Here is a 14742-nt window from a genome sequence, read left to right as displayed (position 1 = left end):
GAGGTCTCCTGAGGTGCGGGTCGCAACTCCTTACACCCGAACAGCCCCGCGTCGCATGAATTCGACGACGGTTTTCATCCCGCCCCCGCCAACAGGCTGGCATTGCCGCCGGCGGCCGTGGTGTCGACGCAGACGGAGCGTTCGTGCGCATAGGCGGCCGGGTTCAGCACCTCGCTGATCAGCGGCACGATCGGGCCGGGATGGTCGGCCAGCACTTTGCGAACGATACGCATCGCCTCCAGCGTCCCGGAAAAAGCGACGGCGTCGACACCGAGCGCCCGCGATTCGACCGGATCCGGCCGGCCGTCAATGACCGCCAACGGGAACCCCTTGCCGGTGAGCGGCTGCAAGGCGGCCGGCGCGCCGGGCGCCACGGCCAGCACCGCATTGCCGGCGGCCAGCGCCTGCACGGCCTGCGCCAGCAGCGTCTCGCCGTCCGGGCCGAGACACAGCACTTTTCCGCGGGGATGCAAGGTCAGCGTATTGGCCTCGCCGGTCGGGCCGGGCAAATCCACCGGCCCGAACTCGGTCGCGGCGGCGGCCGAGATCGCTTCCGCCGCCTTGCCGCGCAACACCTTGCGAAGCGCCGGCACGCGGTCGGTGCGCGTCGACCAGCCGCCGTCAGTGGGATCGGGCAGCGCGTCCGCGAGCTCCGTTGCTGTCACCTTGCGCCCCTCACCAAGCTCCATACCGGCTTCCGCCGATTTCCGGAACCGCCTGAGATAGTGCGGCCCGCCGGCCTTTGGCCCGGTGCCGGAAAGCCCCTCGCCGCCAAAAGGCTGCGAGCCGACGACAGCGCCGATCTGGTTGCGGTTGACGTAGATGTTGCCGGCATGCACGCCATCGACGATGTGCTGCACCCGCGCCTCGATGCGCGTGTGCAGGCCGAAGGTCAGGCCATAACCCTTGCGGTTGATCGATGAGATCACATAATCAATGTCGTCGGCCCCGAAGGTGGCGACATGCAGCACCGGGCCGAAGACCTCCTTCTTCATTTCGTCGATGCCCGAAACGCGAAAGATGTGCGGAGCGACGAAGCGGCCCTCGGCCGGCGCATCGAGTTTCGCGATGAGCTTGCCCCTGCCCTCCATCTCCTTGCAGTAGGAGAGGATCGACTGCCGCGCCTCGTCGTCGATAACCGGCCCGACATCGGTCGAGATCGCCCACGGATCGCCGAGCTTCAGCGCCTTCAGCGCGCCCTCAAGCATCTCCAGCATTTTTTTCTCCACGTCCTTCTGGACATAGAGCACACGCAGGGCCGAGCAACGCTGGCCAGCGCTCTGGAACGACGACGCAAGGATGTCGCGTACCGCCTGTTCCGGCAGCGCGGTGGAATCCACGATCATGGCGTTCAACCCGCCGGTCTCGGCGATCAGCATGGCGTCGGGCGCCGCCGTCTCGGCAAGCTGCTTCTCGATCAGCTTCGCGACCTCGGTCGAACCGGTGAAGCAGACGCCGGCGATGCGCGGGTCGGCGGTCAGCGGCGCACCGACCGAGGGGCCATCGCCCGGCAGAAGGTGCAGGATGTCCGCTGGCACGCCCGCCTGGTGCAGCAATTCGACGGCCCGCGCAGCGATCAGCGGCGTCTGTTCGGCCGGCTTGGCGATGACGGCGTTGCCGGTGACCAGCGCGGCGGCGACCTGACCGGTAAAAATCGCCAAAGGGAAATTCCACGGCGAGATACAGGCGATGACGCCCCTCGCCTCGGTGCCGGCTTCGACCCTCGCCGCCTCGGCGGCGTAATAGCGCAGGAAATCGATCCCCTCGCGCACTTCAGCCACACCATCGGCCAGCGTCTTGCCCGCCTCGCGGGTGCAGAGCGCAAAGAACTCGGCTGCGTTCGCCTCATAGAGGTCGGCGGCGCGTTCCAGCGCCGCCGCACGCTCGTCGACGGGCCGCTTCGCCCAGGCCGGCTGCGCGCTCACCGCAGCCTTCACCGCTGCCACGACCTGCTTGGCGCTGGCCTCGGTGACCGAACCGACGACATCCGACGGTTTTGCCGGGTTCGTCACGGCACGTTTCGAACCATAGCCCGCCGCCTTCGGCGCCGGTCCGGCGGCCCAGCGTTCCGGACCGGCGAAAGCAGCTCTCGCCTTGTCGATCTCGCCGAGAGTGATGGGATCGGTCACGTCCCAACCCCGCGCATTGCGCCTGCCCGCGCCGAAAATCGCCGCTGGTTTTGCAATCGCCGGATTGGCGGCCGGACCTTGCTTCTCCACCACCGCGAACGGGTCGCGCGCAATCTCCTCCGGCGGCACGTCCTCGTCGGTCACCTGGTGTACAAAGGAGGAGTTGGCACCGTTCTCCAGCAAACGCCGCACCAGATAGGCAAGCAGGTCGGAATGCGCGCCGACCGGCGCATAGATGCGGCAGCGCGTGCCCTCGGCCTTGCGAACCGTCTCGTGCAGCGCCTCGCCCATGCCGTGCAGCCGCTGGAACTCGAATTTTTCGCGGTCGGGCGCCATGCGAAGGATGGCGGCGACCGTATGCGCGTTGTGCGTGGCGAACTGCGGATAGATGCGGTCGGTCATCGACAGCAGCTTTTTCGCGCAGGCGATGTAGGAAACGTCGGTGTTCACCTTCCGCGTGAACACCGGATAGCCGGAAAGGCCCAGCACCTGCGCCCGCTTGATCTCGGTGTCCCAATAGGCGCCCTTCACCAGCCGCACCATGATGGTGCGGTCGAGCTTTTGCGCCAGTGCGTAGAGCCAGTCGATGACGTTGGCCGCGCGCGGTCCGTAGGCCTGCACCACCACGCCGAACCCTTCCCATTCCGCCAGCCGCGGATCGGCCAGCACCCGCTCGATCACGTCGAGCGACAGGTCAAGCCGGTCGGCCTCCTCGGCGTCGATGTTCAGCCCCATGCGGGCATGGGCGGCGGCCAGCGCCAGCGACAGCAGCCGCTCGCTCATCACCGGCAGCATCGTCTCGCGCTGCGCCTGCTCGTAGCGCGGATGGATGGCCGAGAGTTTTACCGAAATGCCGGGATTGGTGCGGATATCGGGACCGTCGGTGCCGCTGTTCAGCGACGATATGGCGTCGGCATAAGCTTTGAGATAGCGCAAGGCATCCGCTTCGGTCCGCGCGGCCTCGCCTAGCATGTCGTAGGAATAGAGATAACCCTTCTCCAGCATGTCGCCACCGCGCCGCACCGCCTCGTCGATTGTGCGGCCGAGCACGAACTGCTCGCCCATCTCGCGCATCGCGGCCGAAACCGCGCGGCGGATGACCGGCTCACCAAGCCGTCGCACCATCGAGCGCAGCGTGCCGACGATGCCGTCGTCGGCATCGTCGAGCACCCGGCCGGTCAGCATCAGCGCCCAGGTCGAAGCATTGACGAAGATCGAGCTGGATTCGCCGGAATGCGCGGACCAGTCGTGCGGCGCGATCTTGTCCTGGATCAGATCGTCCATAGTCTGCGTGTCGGGCACGCGCAACAGCGCCTCGGCGAGGCACATCAGCGCCACGCCCTCCTTGGTCGACAGGCCGTAGGCGGAGAGAAATACCTCCATCAGCCGTGGATCGGAGGAGGCGCGCACCGCCCGCACCAGTTCGGCGGCGCGCGCGGAAATCGCCTTGCGCTGCTCGGGCGACAGATCGGCCAGCTTGACCAAGCGGGCCAAGGCCTCGTCCTCGTCGGGGAGGTAGTTTTCGCAAATATGGCCGCGAAGCTTGTCGGACGAAGGCACGGTCATGGCGATCCCATGGGTGGCGGGCGGTGAAAGTGGAGACAGGCGACACAGCTATCATGACGCAGATTCCACTGCGGACCAAATTGCTGGCAAGATCAGGTCAATCGATCTATCCTTCTGCGCATCCATAAATCATATGATCTGCATCGATGGCTTTCATGGACCAACTGGACCGCATAGACAGAAATATCCTGGCCGCGCTGTCGCGCGACGGGCGTCTGTCGGCCAGCGAACTGGCGGCGGCGGTCGGGCTCTCCAAGACCCCGGTGCAGGCGCGGGTACGGCGGCTGGAAAAGGACGGTTTTATCCGCGGCTACACGGCGGTGATCGACCGCGAGCGCATGGGCGAAGGCCATGTCGCCTTCGTGCAGGTGAAACTCTCCGACACCCGCTCGCTGGCGCTGGCCGAATTCAATCGTGCGGTCCGAGCCGCGCCGGAAATCGAGGAGTGCCACATGATGGCGGCAAGCTTCGACTATCTGCTGAAGGTCCGCACCCGCGACATCGCCGCCTACCGCCGCGTTCTCGGCGAGCGAATCTCCGCCCTGCCGCATGTGGCGCAGACCTCGACATTTGTGGCCATGGAGACAGTGAAGGACCGGTAGGGGCGGCATCGTGTGCGGCCTGCTTCTGAACAGCCGTGGAACTGGTGGCTGCAAATCACTCCGACAGCGTCCGCAAAAACGCTACCAAAGCAGCCTTTTCGCGACCCGATAGCCGCCGCGACTGCAGTTCAGAGGTGCCCACGACCGGCCGCGGGGCCGCTGCATAGTGATCCACGACGTCCTCCAGCGTCTCGAACTGCCCGGCATGCATGTAGGGCGGCCTGCCGGCGACACCGCGCAAGGACGGCGTCTTGTAGGCGCGCCGCAATTCCGGTCCTTCGCGCATATGGCGAAGCTCGCCACAGGCTTCGTCGCTGCCGTCGCGAAAGCGGCCAAGACAGTTGAACGGGTCGGCCAAGACTTCGACGACGGCGGTCTCCCGGCCGAGATCCGGAGGTTTGCTCTCGACCGGCGGTACGCCGGTATTGTGGAAACTATCGTCAGTGAAACGCGGGCCGTTGTGGCAGGTGGAGCATCGCGCCTTGCCGACGAACAGTTTCAGCCCGAGAATCTCCTCGTCCGAAAACCCCGCGTCGCCCTCCGGCTTTCGCCCTGCGGCGAGTGCATCGGCAAAACGGTCGAAGCGTGTCGGCTTGTGCACGATCGTGCGCTCGAAGGCGGCTATCGCCTTGCCGATATTGGTGAAAATGGTGTCGATGTCGTTGCGCTGATCCTCGGTCATCGCGGTCCACGCAGCCCGCTCCGCCGCGGTCCCGCGCGGCCCAGCCGAAGCCGGCAGCGCGGAAAAATCCGGCAGCGGCCCGAAAATACGCTCGTAACGGGTCTTGAATTCGCGCGCCATCAGATGGGCATAGGCGGTGCGCGTGCCGGCGTGTTCGTTCTGGTCCTCGAGCGGCACCAGCGCCTGCGACCACAAACTGTCTCGGCGGCCGTCCCAGAAGAACCAGGGGCCGTATGCGACATCGGCCAGCGGCATGGTGCGCCGGTTCGATTCGCCGACGCCGACGCCGAAGGGGCGGTCGTCCTGGAACTGCCGGTCGATCATGTGGCAGGTCGAGCACGAAACCGTGCCGTCACGGGACAGCCGCTGCTCGAAGAACAGCGTCGCGCCAAAGGCGGCCGGACCCGATTGGTCGGCATATTTGTTGGTCGGGTCCGGCGGCAGAGGTTTTAGGGTGGAAAGCGACAGCGAAGCGATCGTCGCCGTCTCAGCTTCGGAAAAATCCGCGCCACCGCATCCGGCAAGAACCAGCACCGCTCCCAGAAAAGACAGTCGGAACAGGCGCTTGAGCATCTTTGCGACGCCGCTAGAGAACGACGTTGAATGTCGCCTCGTCCGATCCGTAGTCGGGCGTCGAAATCTCGAACTTCAGCATCCAGACGCCGGGCATGGTGAATTTCAACCCGTCCACGCGATAATGGCCTTCGCCGAGATCGGCGGTTACGGTGGGTTTGGTCGGCAGTCCGTGATTGTGATCGGGCATGCCGCCATCGAGCGAAATCAAGGCGTTGCGCACAGGATGTCCGTTCGGCAGCCGCAGCGTCAGCACCCACGAACTCAGCGGGCCGACCTTCGGTTCGCCGCCTTCGGGAGCAAGAGAAGCGACGAACAGCTTGTTTTCGCTTCGTTTTGCGCGGGCGACATCCGGGCCGTCGTGGCGCGGCGCGGACAGATAGATCTGGGCGAAGCAGAACACCGCTATGAGGGCGAAGACGGGGATGATGATCATCCCCCAGGGAATTTTGCGCATGGGACCCTTCCGAGGCCGTTTCGGCGGCGAATCTAGGACTTTGCGGGCAAAACGGGAAGCCACCGCGTGTGCCGGGTTGCCGGAGGCCGCAAGCAATGGCAAAAGTCTAGCAATTCCGGCAACTTGGGAGGCGAGACATGGCTCGGGGAATAGCATCTGTCGGCGAATGCATGCTGGAGCTTTCCGGCCAGGGGGGCGATGCATGGCGCATGGGATATGCCGGCGATACGTTCAACACGCTGTGGGCGCTGCGGGCATTGACCGATGCCGACCGGGCCGCCGACTACGTCTCGGCCTTCGGCGACGATCCCTTTTCAATCAAGCAGATAGAGTTCTTTCGCGACAACGGGATCGGCATCGCGGCGAGCCCGGTCATCCCCGGGGCGCGGCCGGGACTTTATGCGATCACGCTTGCCGGCGCCGAACGCTCCTTCACCTACTGGCGCTCGGAAGCGGCGGCGAAACAGCTGGCGGGCGATCAGGTCGCACTGGCGAAAAGCCTTGAAAATCGGTCGCTTGTGTACTTTTCCGGGATCACTTTGGCAATTCTGTCGGACGAAGCGCGAGCGGTGCTTTTCCAGGCGATCGCCGTGGCAAGAGCGAAGGGAGCGCGCATCGCCTTCGATCCGAACTACCGTCCCCGCCTGTGGCCGGATGCCGACGCTGCCAGGCAGGCGTTCGGCAAGGCGCTCGCAACGACCGACATCGCCCTGCCGACCTTCCCTGACGAGCAGGCACTGTTCGGCGACGCGACGCCGCTGGATACCGTCAAACGACTGAAAATGCTTGGTGTTTCCGAGATCGTCGTGAAGAATGGCGAGGCCGAGGCGCTGATCGCCCATGGCGACTCGGAGCATGCGTCGCCGGCGACCGCGGTGGCAAGACCGGTCGATACGACCGGGGCCGGCGACAGTTTCAACGGGGGATATCTGGCGGCACGACTGGCGGGAGATGCGCCCGCCGAAGCCGCGATGCGGGCGCATCGGGTCGCCGGGGCCGTCATCCAGGTGCGCGGCGCGCTGGCGCCGTTCGAGAAGCTGAGGACCGGATTCAACGGATAGAAACAAGCTTTTGTTTCTTATGGAGAATTGTGTCCAGGCAAGAGAGTCCCGCACGTCCTTCGCGGACGTTTGCGAAATCGCGTGAAGTCCGGAAGATCGCGTGATTTCAACAATTTAAGCGGCCTGCTCCGGAAAACCATGCTGAATCGCTTCACGAAACCTGGCTTTTTGCGCCTCCGAGCATGCCATCTGGCGTCCCGGCGTTCACGGAATGCCCGTTTGCACTTGTGTCGTGTTTTCAACCCCGCCGGAACTGGAACCCGTGACGAGCCGATAACCCCTCGGGCAAAGGCAGGTCCCACACGAAACACGAACGGATGGCATCCGAGGACCAGGCTTCCTACATTTTGGCTTGGTGTAATCTTTTGGCTTGCTTACGATGCGATGGTTGAACACGCTTTTGGCAGGAGCCCTGCTCCTGGGTGGCGTTTCATTGCTGGTGTACGCCATGGACCGGCGCCACAATCACGGCGCAGCGGTGAGGACAACTTATCCGACAGGTGAAATCGTCTCCGCGCTGTCCGGGCGGTTTATCGTCAAGCTGAATGATGCCGCCGAGACGATAATGGTCTACGACTCGATGCTGATGCCGCTTCCGGCCGGCACGAAGGTACCGCTGGAACGTGTGGAGTTCGCTGACGGCGCGGCTAAGTACCGAATCATGCAAAAATGGTGATCGCGGTGACACCAGCAAACGATCGTCGGGTCATCCCCGCCGGAACCGGAACTCTGTGACGTGCCGGTAGCGTTCGCCGGGCCGAAGCACTGCCTGCGGAAAATACGGGCGGTTGGGTGAATCCGGCCAGGTCTGCGCTTCCAGGCAGAAACTGGAGAACGGGCGATAGCGTCGGCCGCCGAGGCCGATGGCGTCGAGGTCGACATAATGGCCGGCGTAGAGTTGCACGCCGGGTTCCGTCGTCCAGACTTCCATTTCGATGCCGGACTTTCCGCCCTGTGCCCGGGCGGCCAGGCTCAGGTCACGCCGCGCCGCAGAGAGACAAAAATTGTTGTCGTAGCGGATGAGGTCCGCATCGGGCATCGGCCGGATTTTTCGCATCTCGCGAAAATCGAACTCGGTGCCAGCAACAGGCCGCACCTCGCCGGTCGGGATCAATTGTTCGTCTACAGGCAGGTAGGCATCGGCGAAAATCGCCAGTTGGTGGTTGCCGGTGTCGGTCTCGCCGCCGTCGTCGAGATTGAAATAGGCATGGCTGGTGAGATTGCAGAGCGTCGGCTGGTCGGCGGTCGCGGTCAGCGTCAGCGACAGCACGCCGTCGCCGCCCAGCCGGTAGGTGCAGGTGGCGTCGAGGTTTCCGGGAAAACCCATCGTGCCGTCGGGGTCGGCGAGCGACAGCGTGACGTAATCGGCACCGGCCTCGACAATCATCCAGTTGCAGCGCGCATAGCCGGCCGGCCCGCCATGCAGGCCGTGCTTTTCAGGGTGCTCGGGATCGATGGCGTGGTTCTTGCCGTCGAGGCTGAAGCGGCCGTCGCGGATGCGATTGGCATGCCGACCGATTATCGCGCCAAAATAGTTGGGAAATTTCAGATAGTCGTCGAAACGGTCGAAGCCGAGGGTGAGCGGCGCGTCATGCCCTTCCAGCCGCAGGTCCTGCAGGATGGCGCCCCAGGAAAGGATGTTGGCCGTCACCCCGCCGCCCTTGATCGTCACGCGGCGGACGGGTTCGCCCGTCGCGGTCGCGCCGAAAACCTCGCCAAAATCCATCGCGCCGCCGCCTCCCCTGCCAGCCTCGCCCTCGTCGGAAATCAGAGTCCCAAACCGCCGATGCAGACATATTTGGTGTCGAGATAATCCTCGATGCCCTGGTGGCCGCCCTCGCGGCCGATGCCGGATTCCTTCACGCCGCCGAACGGCGCCTCGACGGTGGTGATCAGGCCCTCGTTGACGCCGACCATGCCGTATTTCAGTCCCTCCATGACCCGGAAGGCGCGGCCGAGGCTGCCGGTATAGAAATAGGAGGCGAGGCCGAATTCGGTGTCGTTGGCGAGCTTTATGCCCTCTTCCTCGGTCTCGAACCTGAACACCGGAGCGACCGGCCCAAAGATCTCTTCCTTCATGAACATCATTTCGGGCGTGGCGTCGGCGATCACGGTGGGCTCGAAGAACGAGCCGCCCAGCGCGTGGCGCTTGCCGCCGGTAACGACCTTGCCGCCCTTGGCTTTCGCGTCCGCCACGAATTCCTCGACCTTCTCGACCGCCTTCTCGTCGATCAGCGGTCCCTGCTGCGTGCCCTCTTCCAAACCGGCGCCGACCTTCAGCCTGGCGGACGCTTCCGAAAACTTCTCGACGAAAGCGTCGTATACGCCGGCCTGTACGAAGAAGCGGTTGGTGCACACGCAGGTCTGGCCGGAATTGCGGTACTTCGCCACCATCGCGCCCTCTACGGCGCGCGAGATGTCGGCATCGTCAAACACCAGGAACGGCGCATTGCCGCCGAGTTCCATCGACACCTTCTTCACCGTCGCCGCGGCCTTGGCCATCAGCATCTTGCCGACCTCGGTCGAGCCGGTGAAGGTTATTTTCTTCACCAGCGGGTTGGCGCAGATCTCCTCGCCGATCTCGCCAGCCGAGCCGGTGACGATGTTGACGACACCCTTGGGGAAACCCGCCTCTTCGCACAGCGCGCCCCAGGCGAGGCCAGAATAGGGCGTCTGCGACGCCGGCTTGATGACCGCGGTGCAGCCGGCAGCAAGCGCCGGCGCAATCTTTCGCGACAGCATGGAGGACGGGAAATTCCACGGGGTGATCGCGGCGATGACGCCGGTCGGCTCCTTGGTGACGAGGATGCGGCGGTCGCCCCATGGCGACGGCACCACGTCGCCATAGACGCGGCGACCTTCCTCGGCGAACCACAGCACATAGGCGGCCGAAATCCCGATCTCTCCCTTGGCCTCGGCCAGCGACTTGCCCTGCTCCATGGTCAGCAGCTCGGCCAGCGGCTGCTGGTTGTCCATGATCGCGTCATGCAGTTTTCGCAGCAGCTTGTGGCGCTCCAGCACGGAGGTCTTCTTCCACGACTGGAAGGCGGCGTCCGCCGCCTCGATCGCACGCCGAGTCTCGGCCTTGCCGGATTTCGGCACGGTGCCGATGACGAGCCCGGTCGCCGGATTGTTGACGTCGACGGTCGCGCCGGAATCCGCCTGCACCCACTCGCCGCCGATGAAATTCGCCTGCCGCATGAAATGGCTGGTCTTCTGGAGCATCTTTTTCTCCCTGGGCGTTCGGGGAACGCACGGCTGTGGATTGAAGCGACGTCGCGTTAGCGCCGGCGGATGATGGCCGTCGTCTTAGCGTTCCATGGGCGGCGGATCAATTGGCGCAGGGGATCGGAAATGGGTGTCAGGCAAGGGAAAATGCCGGGGACAGTTTACTTTTATCCCCTTGCGCAAACCATTCCACCGTTCCCCTTCAGGGAGGATAAAAGTAAACGGTCCCATAGCGTGAGCCTTCGTCACAATCTATCGTAAGGCCAGGTCTCTCGACAAACAGGTGCGGGAATGGCTCTTCTGCTCTGTGCCCTTGGCGTCGCCATCATCTATCTTGCCGTCTACCGATTTTCAAAGCTGTTCGGCGTGTCGAACAATACGACCGTGCTGGTCGACACAGTTTATGAATCTATCAAGGAAAGGCGCTTCAAGGTTCCCGTGCGGGATCTCGCGGTCAGCAGCTTCAGAAATGTCCTCTACGGATGGGCGGTCGTAGCTATACTGATGGGCTGCGTTCTGCTTGCGCTTCTGATCCTTTTCATCTTGCAGCAAGCGGGAATTGCATGACCGGGTTCCGGTCACGACCGTCATGGTGATCGCCGCCACTGTGGAGGCGGTTGGTCGTATGGTTCAATGCCAGCGCCTCGCCGGCGCCGAACCTCTCGCTGATCAGGCAGCGTTGACACAAGACGGCAGCGCCGCGACCAACCGCACAGGCCGAGAGCGCCTTACCGCTCGATCAGCTTGGCAAAACCGTCGTCGATCGCCCGGCTCAGTTCCGCGCGATAGGATTCGTATCGTGCATGGCCTGCCTCGATGTGGCCGAAGCTGATGTTTCCGGGAAGACGGCGGAGCGGCACAAGCACGATCGGCGTCGCGACCGGCAGCAGGCTCGTGCCTTTTCCGACCTGCAACGTCGTCAGCAGGCCCACCATGTCGCCCTCGATGGTCGGGCGGGAGACGACGATGAGTCGATGTTGGCCAAGTTCGTTGGTGACGAGATAGACGTGGCCCGATTGGTGCGGAATCGAGACCCGGCCGGACTGGGTGAAGGCCGCGTCTATGCGTTCGGATTCCACGAAGTCGAGGTGCGACGCCTCTTCGTTCCACGAAATCGTCGTGAGGTAAGCATAGACGGTATCGGCGCGCGAGAACGAGGTGCGCAGCGTCAGGTATTGTCCCTCGATCCAAGACACCGCCTGGCGCGCATAAGAGCCGAGTTCGACCGGCGCGACGCCGGCCACGCGGTCATGATCGGCGGGCCGGGGCGGTTTACGCAGGCTGATGCCCAGCGCGGCCTCCAGCCGCACGATGCTGGCCAGCGTGAAAGCCCGCTGGCCGGAGAGCGCCTTTTCCAGCGTCGACAGGCTGATCCTGGCTTCGTCGGCCAGGAACTGGCGGGTGACGCGGCGGCGCGCCAGCGATTCACGCACGAGCGCCGACGCCGCCTCGTTTTCCGCCTGAGAAAGGGTTTGCTCCGTCACCGGTCTCTTCGCCAAGCGTACATTTCCGCACATTTCCACATAGGCTTGCCGCCAACAAGCGTGCGCTGCTGAAAACCTGCTGAACTCGCCCGAAGAAGGCCGAAGATTACGCGCGCGCTCAACACGAAGTCCACCCATGCTCGCTCCAGTCCGCATTCATCGATCGAACGCCTGGCGGTAACGGAGTGGAACCATGAAACGATTATTGATCAGTCTCGTCGCCGTACTAGCGACCGCCGCCACCGCCATGGCGTCCAGCCTGGTGCGGCCGAACGACATGGGGACCGGGTCCCTGCTGTTCGAAAGCAATACGCCCGGCCTGTATGTCGAGGCGCCACGCGTCGACAGCGATTTCGACATCACGGTGAGCGGCCAGATCGCCCGCACCCGCATCACCCAGCGCTTCGAGAACCCCGCCAATGGCTGGGTCGAAGGCGTCTATGTGTTTCCGCTGCCGGAGAACGCCGCCGTCGACACGCTGAAGATGGTGATCGGCGACCGCATCGTGGTCGGCGACATCAAGGAAAAGCAGGAAGCAAAGCAGATCTACGAGAAGGCCAAGGCCGCAGGCCTGAAGGCGGCGCTGCTCGAACAGGAGCGGCCGAACATCTTCACCAACCAGATCGCCAACATCGGCCCCCGGGAGAGCATTGTCATCCAGATCGAGTACCAGCAGCCGGTGCGCCTGAGCAGCGGCGTCTTCAGTCTGCGCGTGCCGATGGTGGTGGCGCCGCGCTACAGTCCGCTGCCGGCGCTTGCCCTGTCGGCGTCGGCGGAAGGCCAGGAGATGTACATCGTCTCCGATCCGGTGCCGGACCGTGCGAACATCGAGCCGCCGGTGCTCGACCCGCGAAAGAATCCGCCGGTCAATCCGATCGCCGTCGCCGTGCACCTCAAGCCGGGTTTCGACATCGGCGAGGTCAAGAGCTCGTATCATGACGTCGTGGCGGCCGGCGAGGCGCAGGCCAGGGACATTACGCTGAAGAACCCCGAATTTGCCGACCGGGATTTCGAATTGACCTGGACGGCCAAGCCGAGCCAGGCGCCGGCGGTGTCGGTGTTCGCCGAAAAACTGGCCGACGATCAGTATGCGCTGGTGCAGATCACACCGCCTTCGAGCGAGCCGCAGCAGAAGCGGCTGCCGCGCGAGGCGATCTTCGTGATCGACAATTCCGGCTCGATGGCCGGTCCGTCGATGGCGCAGGCCAAGGCGAGCCTGGTTTATGCACTCGACCGGCTGGACGCGGGCGACAGGTTCAACGTCATCCGCTTCGACAACACGATGGAACGGGTGTTTCCGCGCGCGGTGGAGGCAAGCCGGCAGAATATCGACTATGCACGAAACTTCGTGGCGGCCCTCGATGCCGATGGCGGCACCGAGATGCTCGAGCCGCTGCGCGCCGCGCTGGACGACCAAAACCCCGGCGACGCCTCGTACCTGCGCCAGGTGGTGTTCCTGACCGACGGCGCGATCGGCAACGAGCAGCAGATGTTCGACCTGCTCGGCACGCAACGCGGCCGTTCGCGCGTCTTCATGGTCGGCATCGGCTCGGCGCCCAACGGCTTCCTGATGACGCGCATGGCCGAAATCGGACGCGGCAGTTTTACCCAGATCGGCGAAGGCGGCCAGGTTGAGGAGCGCATGCGCGAACTGTTCGCCAAGCTGGAGAACCCGGCGGTCACCAACCTGAAAGTCACGGCAAGCAGCGCTTCGATCGAGCCTACCCCCTCCGACCTGCCGGACCTCTATCGCGGCGAGCCGCTGACCCTGCTGGTCAAGGCGCTTGAACTCGAGGGAACGCTCGGCATCTCCGGCACGATCGGCGACCGGACGTGGAGCGAGACGATCGCCCTCGACAAATCCGTCCCCGGCTCCGGCATCGGCAAACTGTGGGCGCGCCGCATGATCGACGACGCTGAGGTGGCGCGGAGCCTCGGCCGGATCGAGCAGACCGCCGCCGACGCCCGCATCCTCTCGCTGGCGCTGGAGCACCATCTGGTCAGCCGCGTCACCAGCCTGGTGGCGGTCGACAAGACGCCGTCGCGCCAGCAGGGCGAGCCGCTGGCGCGCGCCGACGTGCCGTTGAACCTGCCGGCCGGCTGGGACTTCGACAAGGTTTTCGGCGAGCAAGAGCCGAAGCCCGAACGCGAGGCCATGCTCGATGCGACGATGGTGGCTTCGGTCAAGGCCGCGCCCGCACCCGCGCAAGCCGCTGCCCAGCCGAAGCAGATCGACCTGCCGCAGACGGCGACGCCATCGCAGATGCTGATGATCGCCGGCGCCATGCTGATCGCACTGGCGCTGGCGCTGCAGGCCGCCGCCCGCCGCCGGGGCGTCGCATGACCGCCCGGCGCAACCTCAACTGGAGCGCGGCGGCAATCGCCGCGCTCGGCCTCGCCCTGCTCGGCCTCGCCCTGCTCGGCAACGGCGTCTGGATCCAGGCGAAGGCGATGCTGGCGCAGGTGCTGCTGGAGCGCGCCTTCGCCGCGAGCATCGCCTCGGGCCAGCCGGTGAAGGCGTGGGAATGGGCGGACACCTGGCCGGTGGCGCGCGTATCTGTCCCGCGTCTAGGCCGCTCGGCCATCGTGCTGGAAGGCGCGAGCGGCGAGGCGCTGGCCTTCGGCCCCGGCCACCTGCCGCAATCGGCCGAGCCCGGCGAGGCCGGCACCACCGTCTACGCGGCGCATCGCGACACGCATTTCGCCTTCCTCGGCGCCGTGGAAGCCGGCGACGAGGTCGAGGTGACACGCGCCGACGGCAGGCGGTTCACCTATACGGTCACCGGCAGCGAGGTCGTGGCCTGGAACCAGTCCGGCATTTCGGCCGAGCATGACGGCGCACAACTCGCGCTCGTCACCTGCTGGCCGCTCGACGCCAAGACGCGCGGACCGCTACGGTATGTGGTCCATGCCGCATTGGTCGGAGCGGTCACGGACAAGCGGATGCCCGGCGCCTGAAG

General features: G+C 64.8%; 12 protein-coding genes. 6 read left to right on the top strand and 6 right to left on the bottom strand.

The window, feature by feature from the left end; genetic code table 11:
* Positions 1-74 precede the first annotated feature (74 nt).
* A complete protein-coding gene (gene putA / locus ACSBOB_RS16355) occupies positions 75-3695 on the bottom strand; it encodes a bifunctional proline dehydrogenase/L-glutamate gamma-semialdehyde dehydrogenase PutA (protein WP_442583432.1) in 3621 nt (1206 codons plus the stop codon).
* A 155-nt stretch (positions 3696-3850) separates the two neighbouring features.
* On the opposite strand from putA, the gene ACSBOB_RS16350 reads away from it, so the two are divergent.
* Positions 3851-4297 carry an Lrp/AsnC family transcriptional regulator gene (locus tag ACSBOB_RS16350; RefSeq protein WP_442583431.1) on the top strand — a complete coding sequence of 149 codons (447 nt, stop codon included), beginning with the start codon at positions 3851-3853 and terminating at the stop codon, positions 4295-4297.
* 55 nt (positions 4298-4352) lie between these two features.
* On the opposite strand, the gene ACSBOB_RS16345 is transcribed toward ACSBOB_RS16350, so the two are convergent.
* Positions 4353-5552, bottom strand: a complete 1200-nt coding sequence (locus tag ACSBOB_RS16345) for a cytochrome-c peroxidase (protein WP_442583430.1) — start codon at positions 5550-5552, stop codon at positions 4353-4355.
* A 13-nt stretch (positions 5553-5565) separates the two neighbouring features.
* The gene (locus ACSBOB_RS16340; protein ID WP_442583429.1) at positions 5566-6009 is read right to left on the bottom strand and encodes a FixH family protein; all 444 of its coding nucleotides are present in this window, start codon (positions 6007-6009) and stop codon (positions 5566-5568) included.
* Between the two features lie 137 nt (positions 6010-6146).
* On the opposite strand from ACSBOB_RS16340, the gene ACSBOB_RS16335 reads away from it, so the two are divergent.
* Together ACSBOB_RS16335 and ACSBOB_RS16330 are read left to right on the top strand one after the other, a co-directional pair.
* Positions 6147-7070 carry a sugar kinase gene (locus ACSBOB_RS16335; protein ID WP_442583428.1) on the top strand — a complete coding sequence of 308 codons (924 nt, stop codon included), beginning with the start codon at positions 6147-6149 and terminating at the stop codon, positions 7068-7070.
* 388 nt (positions 7071-7458) lie between these two features.
* On the top strand, positions 7459-7746 hold the full coding sequence (locus ACSBOB_RS16330; RefSeq protein WP_442583427.1) for a hypothetical protein: 288 nt from the start codon (positions 7459-7461) through the stop codon (positions 7744-7746).
* A gap of 30 nt (positions 7747-7776) precedes the next feature.
* On the opposite strand, the gene ACSBOB_RS16325 is transcribed toward ACSBOB_RS16330, so the two are convergent.
* Both ACSBOB_RS16325 and ACSBOB_RS16320 read right to left on the bottom strand, forming a co-directional pair.
* A complete protein-coding gene (locus tag ACSBOB_RS16325; protein WP_442583426.1) occupies positions 7777-8796 on the bottom strand; it encodes an aldose epimerase family protein in 1020 nt (339 codons plus the stop codon).
* 41 nt (positions 8797-8837) lie between these two features.
* Entirely contained in the window at positions 8838-10295 is a 1458-nt protein-coding gene (locus tag ACSBOB_RS16320; RefSeq protein ID WP_442583425.1) for an NAD-dependent succinate-semialdehyde dehydrogenase, read from the bottom strand.
* Positions 10296-10589: 294 nt separating this feature from the next.
* Between ACSBOB_RS16320 and ACSBOB_RS16315 the strand changes: the two genes are divergently transcribed.
* Entirely contained in the window at positions 10590-10865 is a 276-nt protein-coding gene (locus ACSBOB_RS16315; RefSeq protein ID WP_442583424.1) for a hypothetical protein, read from the top strand.
* Between the two features lie 161 nt (positions 10866-11026).
* Here the strand turns inward: ACSBOB_RS16315 and ACSBOB_RS16310 are convergent, their stop codons facing one another.
* On the bottom strand, positions 11027-11782 hold the full coding sequence (locus ACSBOB_RS16310) for a helix-turn-helix domain-containing protein (RefSeq protein ID WP_442583423.1): 756 nt from the start codon (positions 11780-11782) through the stop codon (positions 11027-11029).
* Between the two features lie 193 nt (positions 11783-11975).
* Between ACSBOB_RS16310 and ACSBOB_RS16305 the strand changes: the two genes are divergently transcribed.
* Positions 11976-14126, top strand: coding sequence for a marine proteobacterial sortase target protein (locus tag ACSBOB_RS16305; RefSeq protein WP_442583422.1), 2151 nt, complete (start codon positions 11976-11978; stop codon positions 14124-14126).
* Positions 14123-14740, top strand: coding sequence for a class GN sortase (locus ACSBOB_RS16300; protein WP_442583421.1), 618 nt, complete (start codon positions 14123-14125; stop codon positions 14738-14740). The genes ACSBOB_RS16305 and ACSBOB_RS16300 overlap by 4 nt, the downstream gene beginning before the upstream one ends.
* Positions 14741-14742 lie beyond the last annotated feature (2 nt).

This window comes from Mesorhizobium sp. KACC 23794, assembly GCF_052180275.1.
In the GTDB taxonomy this organism is placed as follows: Bacteria; Pseudomonadota; Alphaproteobacteria; order Rhizobiales; family Rhizobiaceae; genus Kumtagia.
Note: the sequence above shows the minus strand (reverse complement) of the source record. Positions and strands in the feature narration are given on the sequence as shown.

What these genes read in the sequence shown, in the direction of transcription:
- putA (WP_442583432.1), bottom strand. Translation starts at nt 3,695, where the DNA reads ATGACCGTGCCTTCGTCCGACAAGCTTCGCGGCCATATTTGCGAAAAC.
- ACSBOB_RS16350 (WP_442583431.1), top strand. Translation starts at nt 3,851, where the DNA reads ATGGACCAACTGGACCGCATAGACAGAAATATCCTGGCCGCGCTGTCG.
- ACSBOB_RS16345 (WP_442583430.1), bottom strand. Translation starts at nt 5,552, where the DNA reads ATGCTCAAGCGCCTGTTCCGACTGTCTTTTCTGGGAGCGGTGCTGGTT.
- ACSBOB_RS16340 (WP_442583429.1), bottom strand. Translation starts at nt 6,009, where the DNA reads ATGCGCAAAATTCCCTGGGGGATGATCATCATCCCCGTCTTCGCCCTC.
- ACSBOB_RS16335 (WP_442583428.1), top strand. Translation starts at nt 6,147, where the DNA reads ATGGCTCGGGGAATAGCATCTGTCGGCGAATGCATGCTGGAGCTTTCC.
- ACSBOB_RS16325 (WP_442583426.1), bottom strand. Translation starts at nt 8,796, where the DNA reads ATGGATTTTGGCGAGGTTTTCGGCGCGACCGCGACGGGCGAACCCGTC.
- ACSBOB_RS16320 (WP_442583425.1), bottom strand. Translation starts at nt 10,295, where the DNA reads ATGCTCCAGAAGACCAGCCATTTCATGCGGCAGGCGAATTTCATCGGC.
- ACSBOB_RS16315 (WP_442583424.1), top strand. Translation starts at nt 10,590, where the DNA reads ATGGCTCTTCTGCTCTGTGCCCTTGGCGTCGCCATCATCTATCTTGCC.
- ACSBOB_RS16305 (WP_442583422.1), top strand. Translation starts at nt 11,976, where the DNA reads ATGAAACGATTATTGATCAGTCTCGTCGCCGTACTAGCGACCGCCGCC.
- ACSBOB_RS16300 (WP_442583421.1), top strand. Translation starts at nt 14,123, where the DNA reads ATGACCGCCCGGCGCAACCTCAACTGGAGCGCGGCGGCAATCGCCGCG.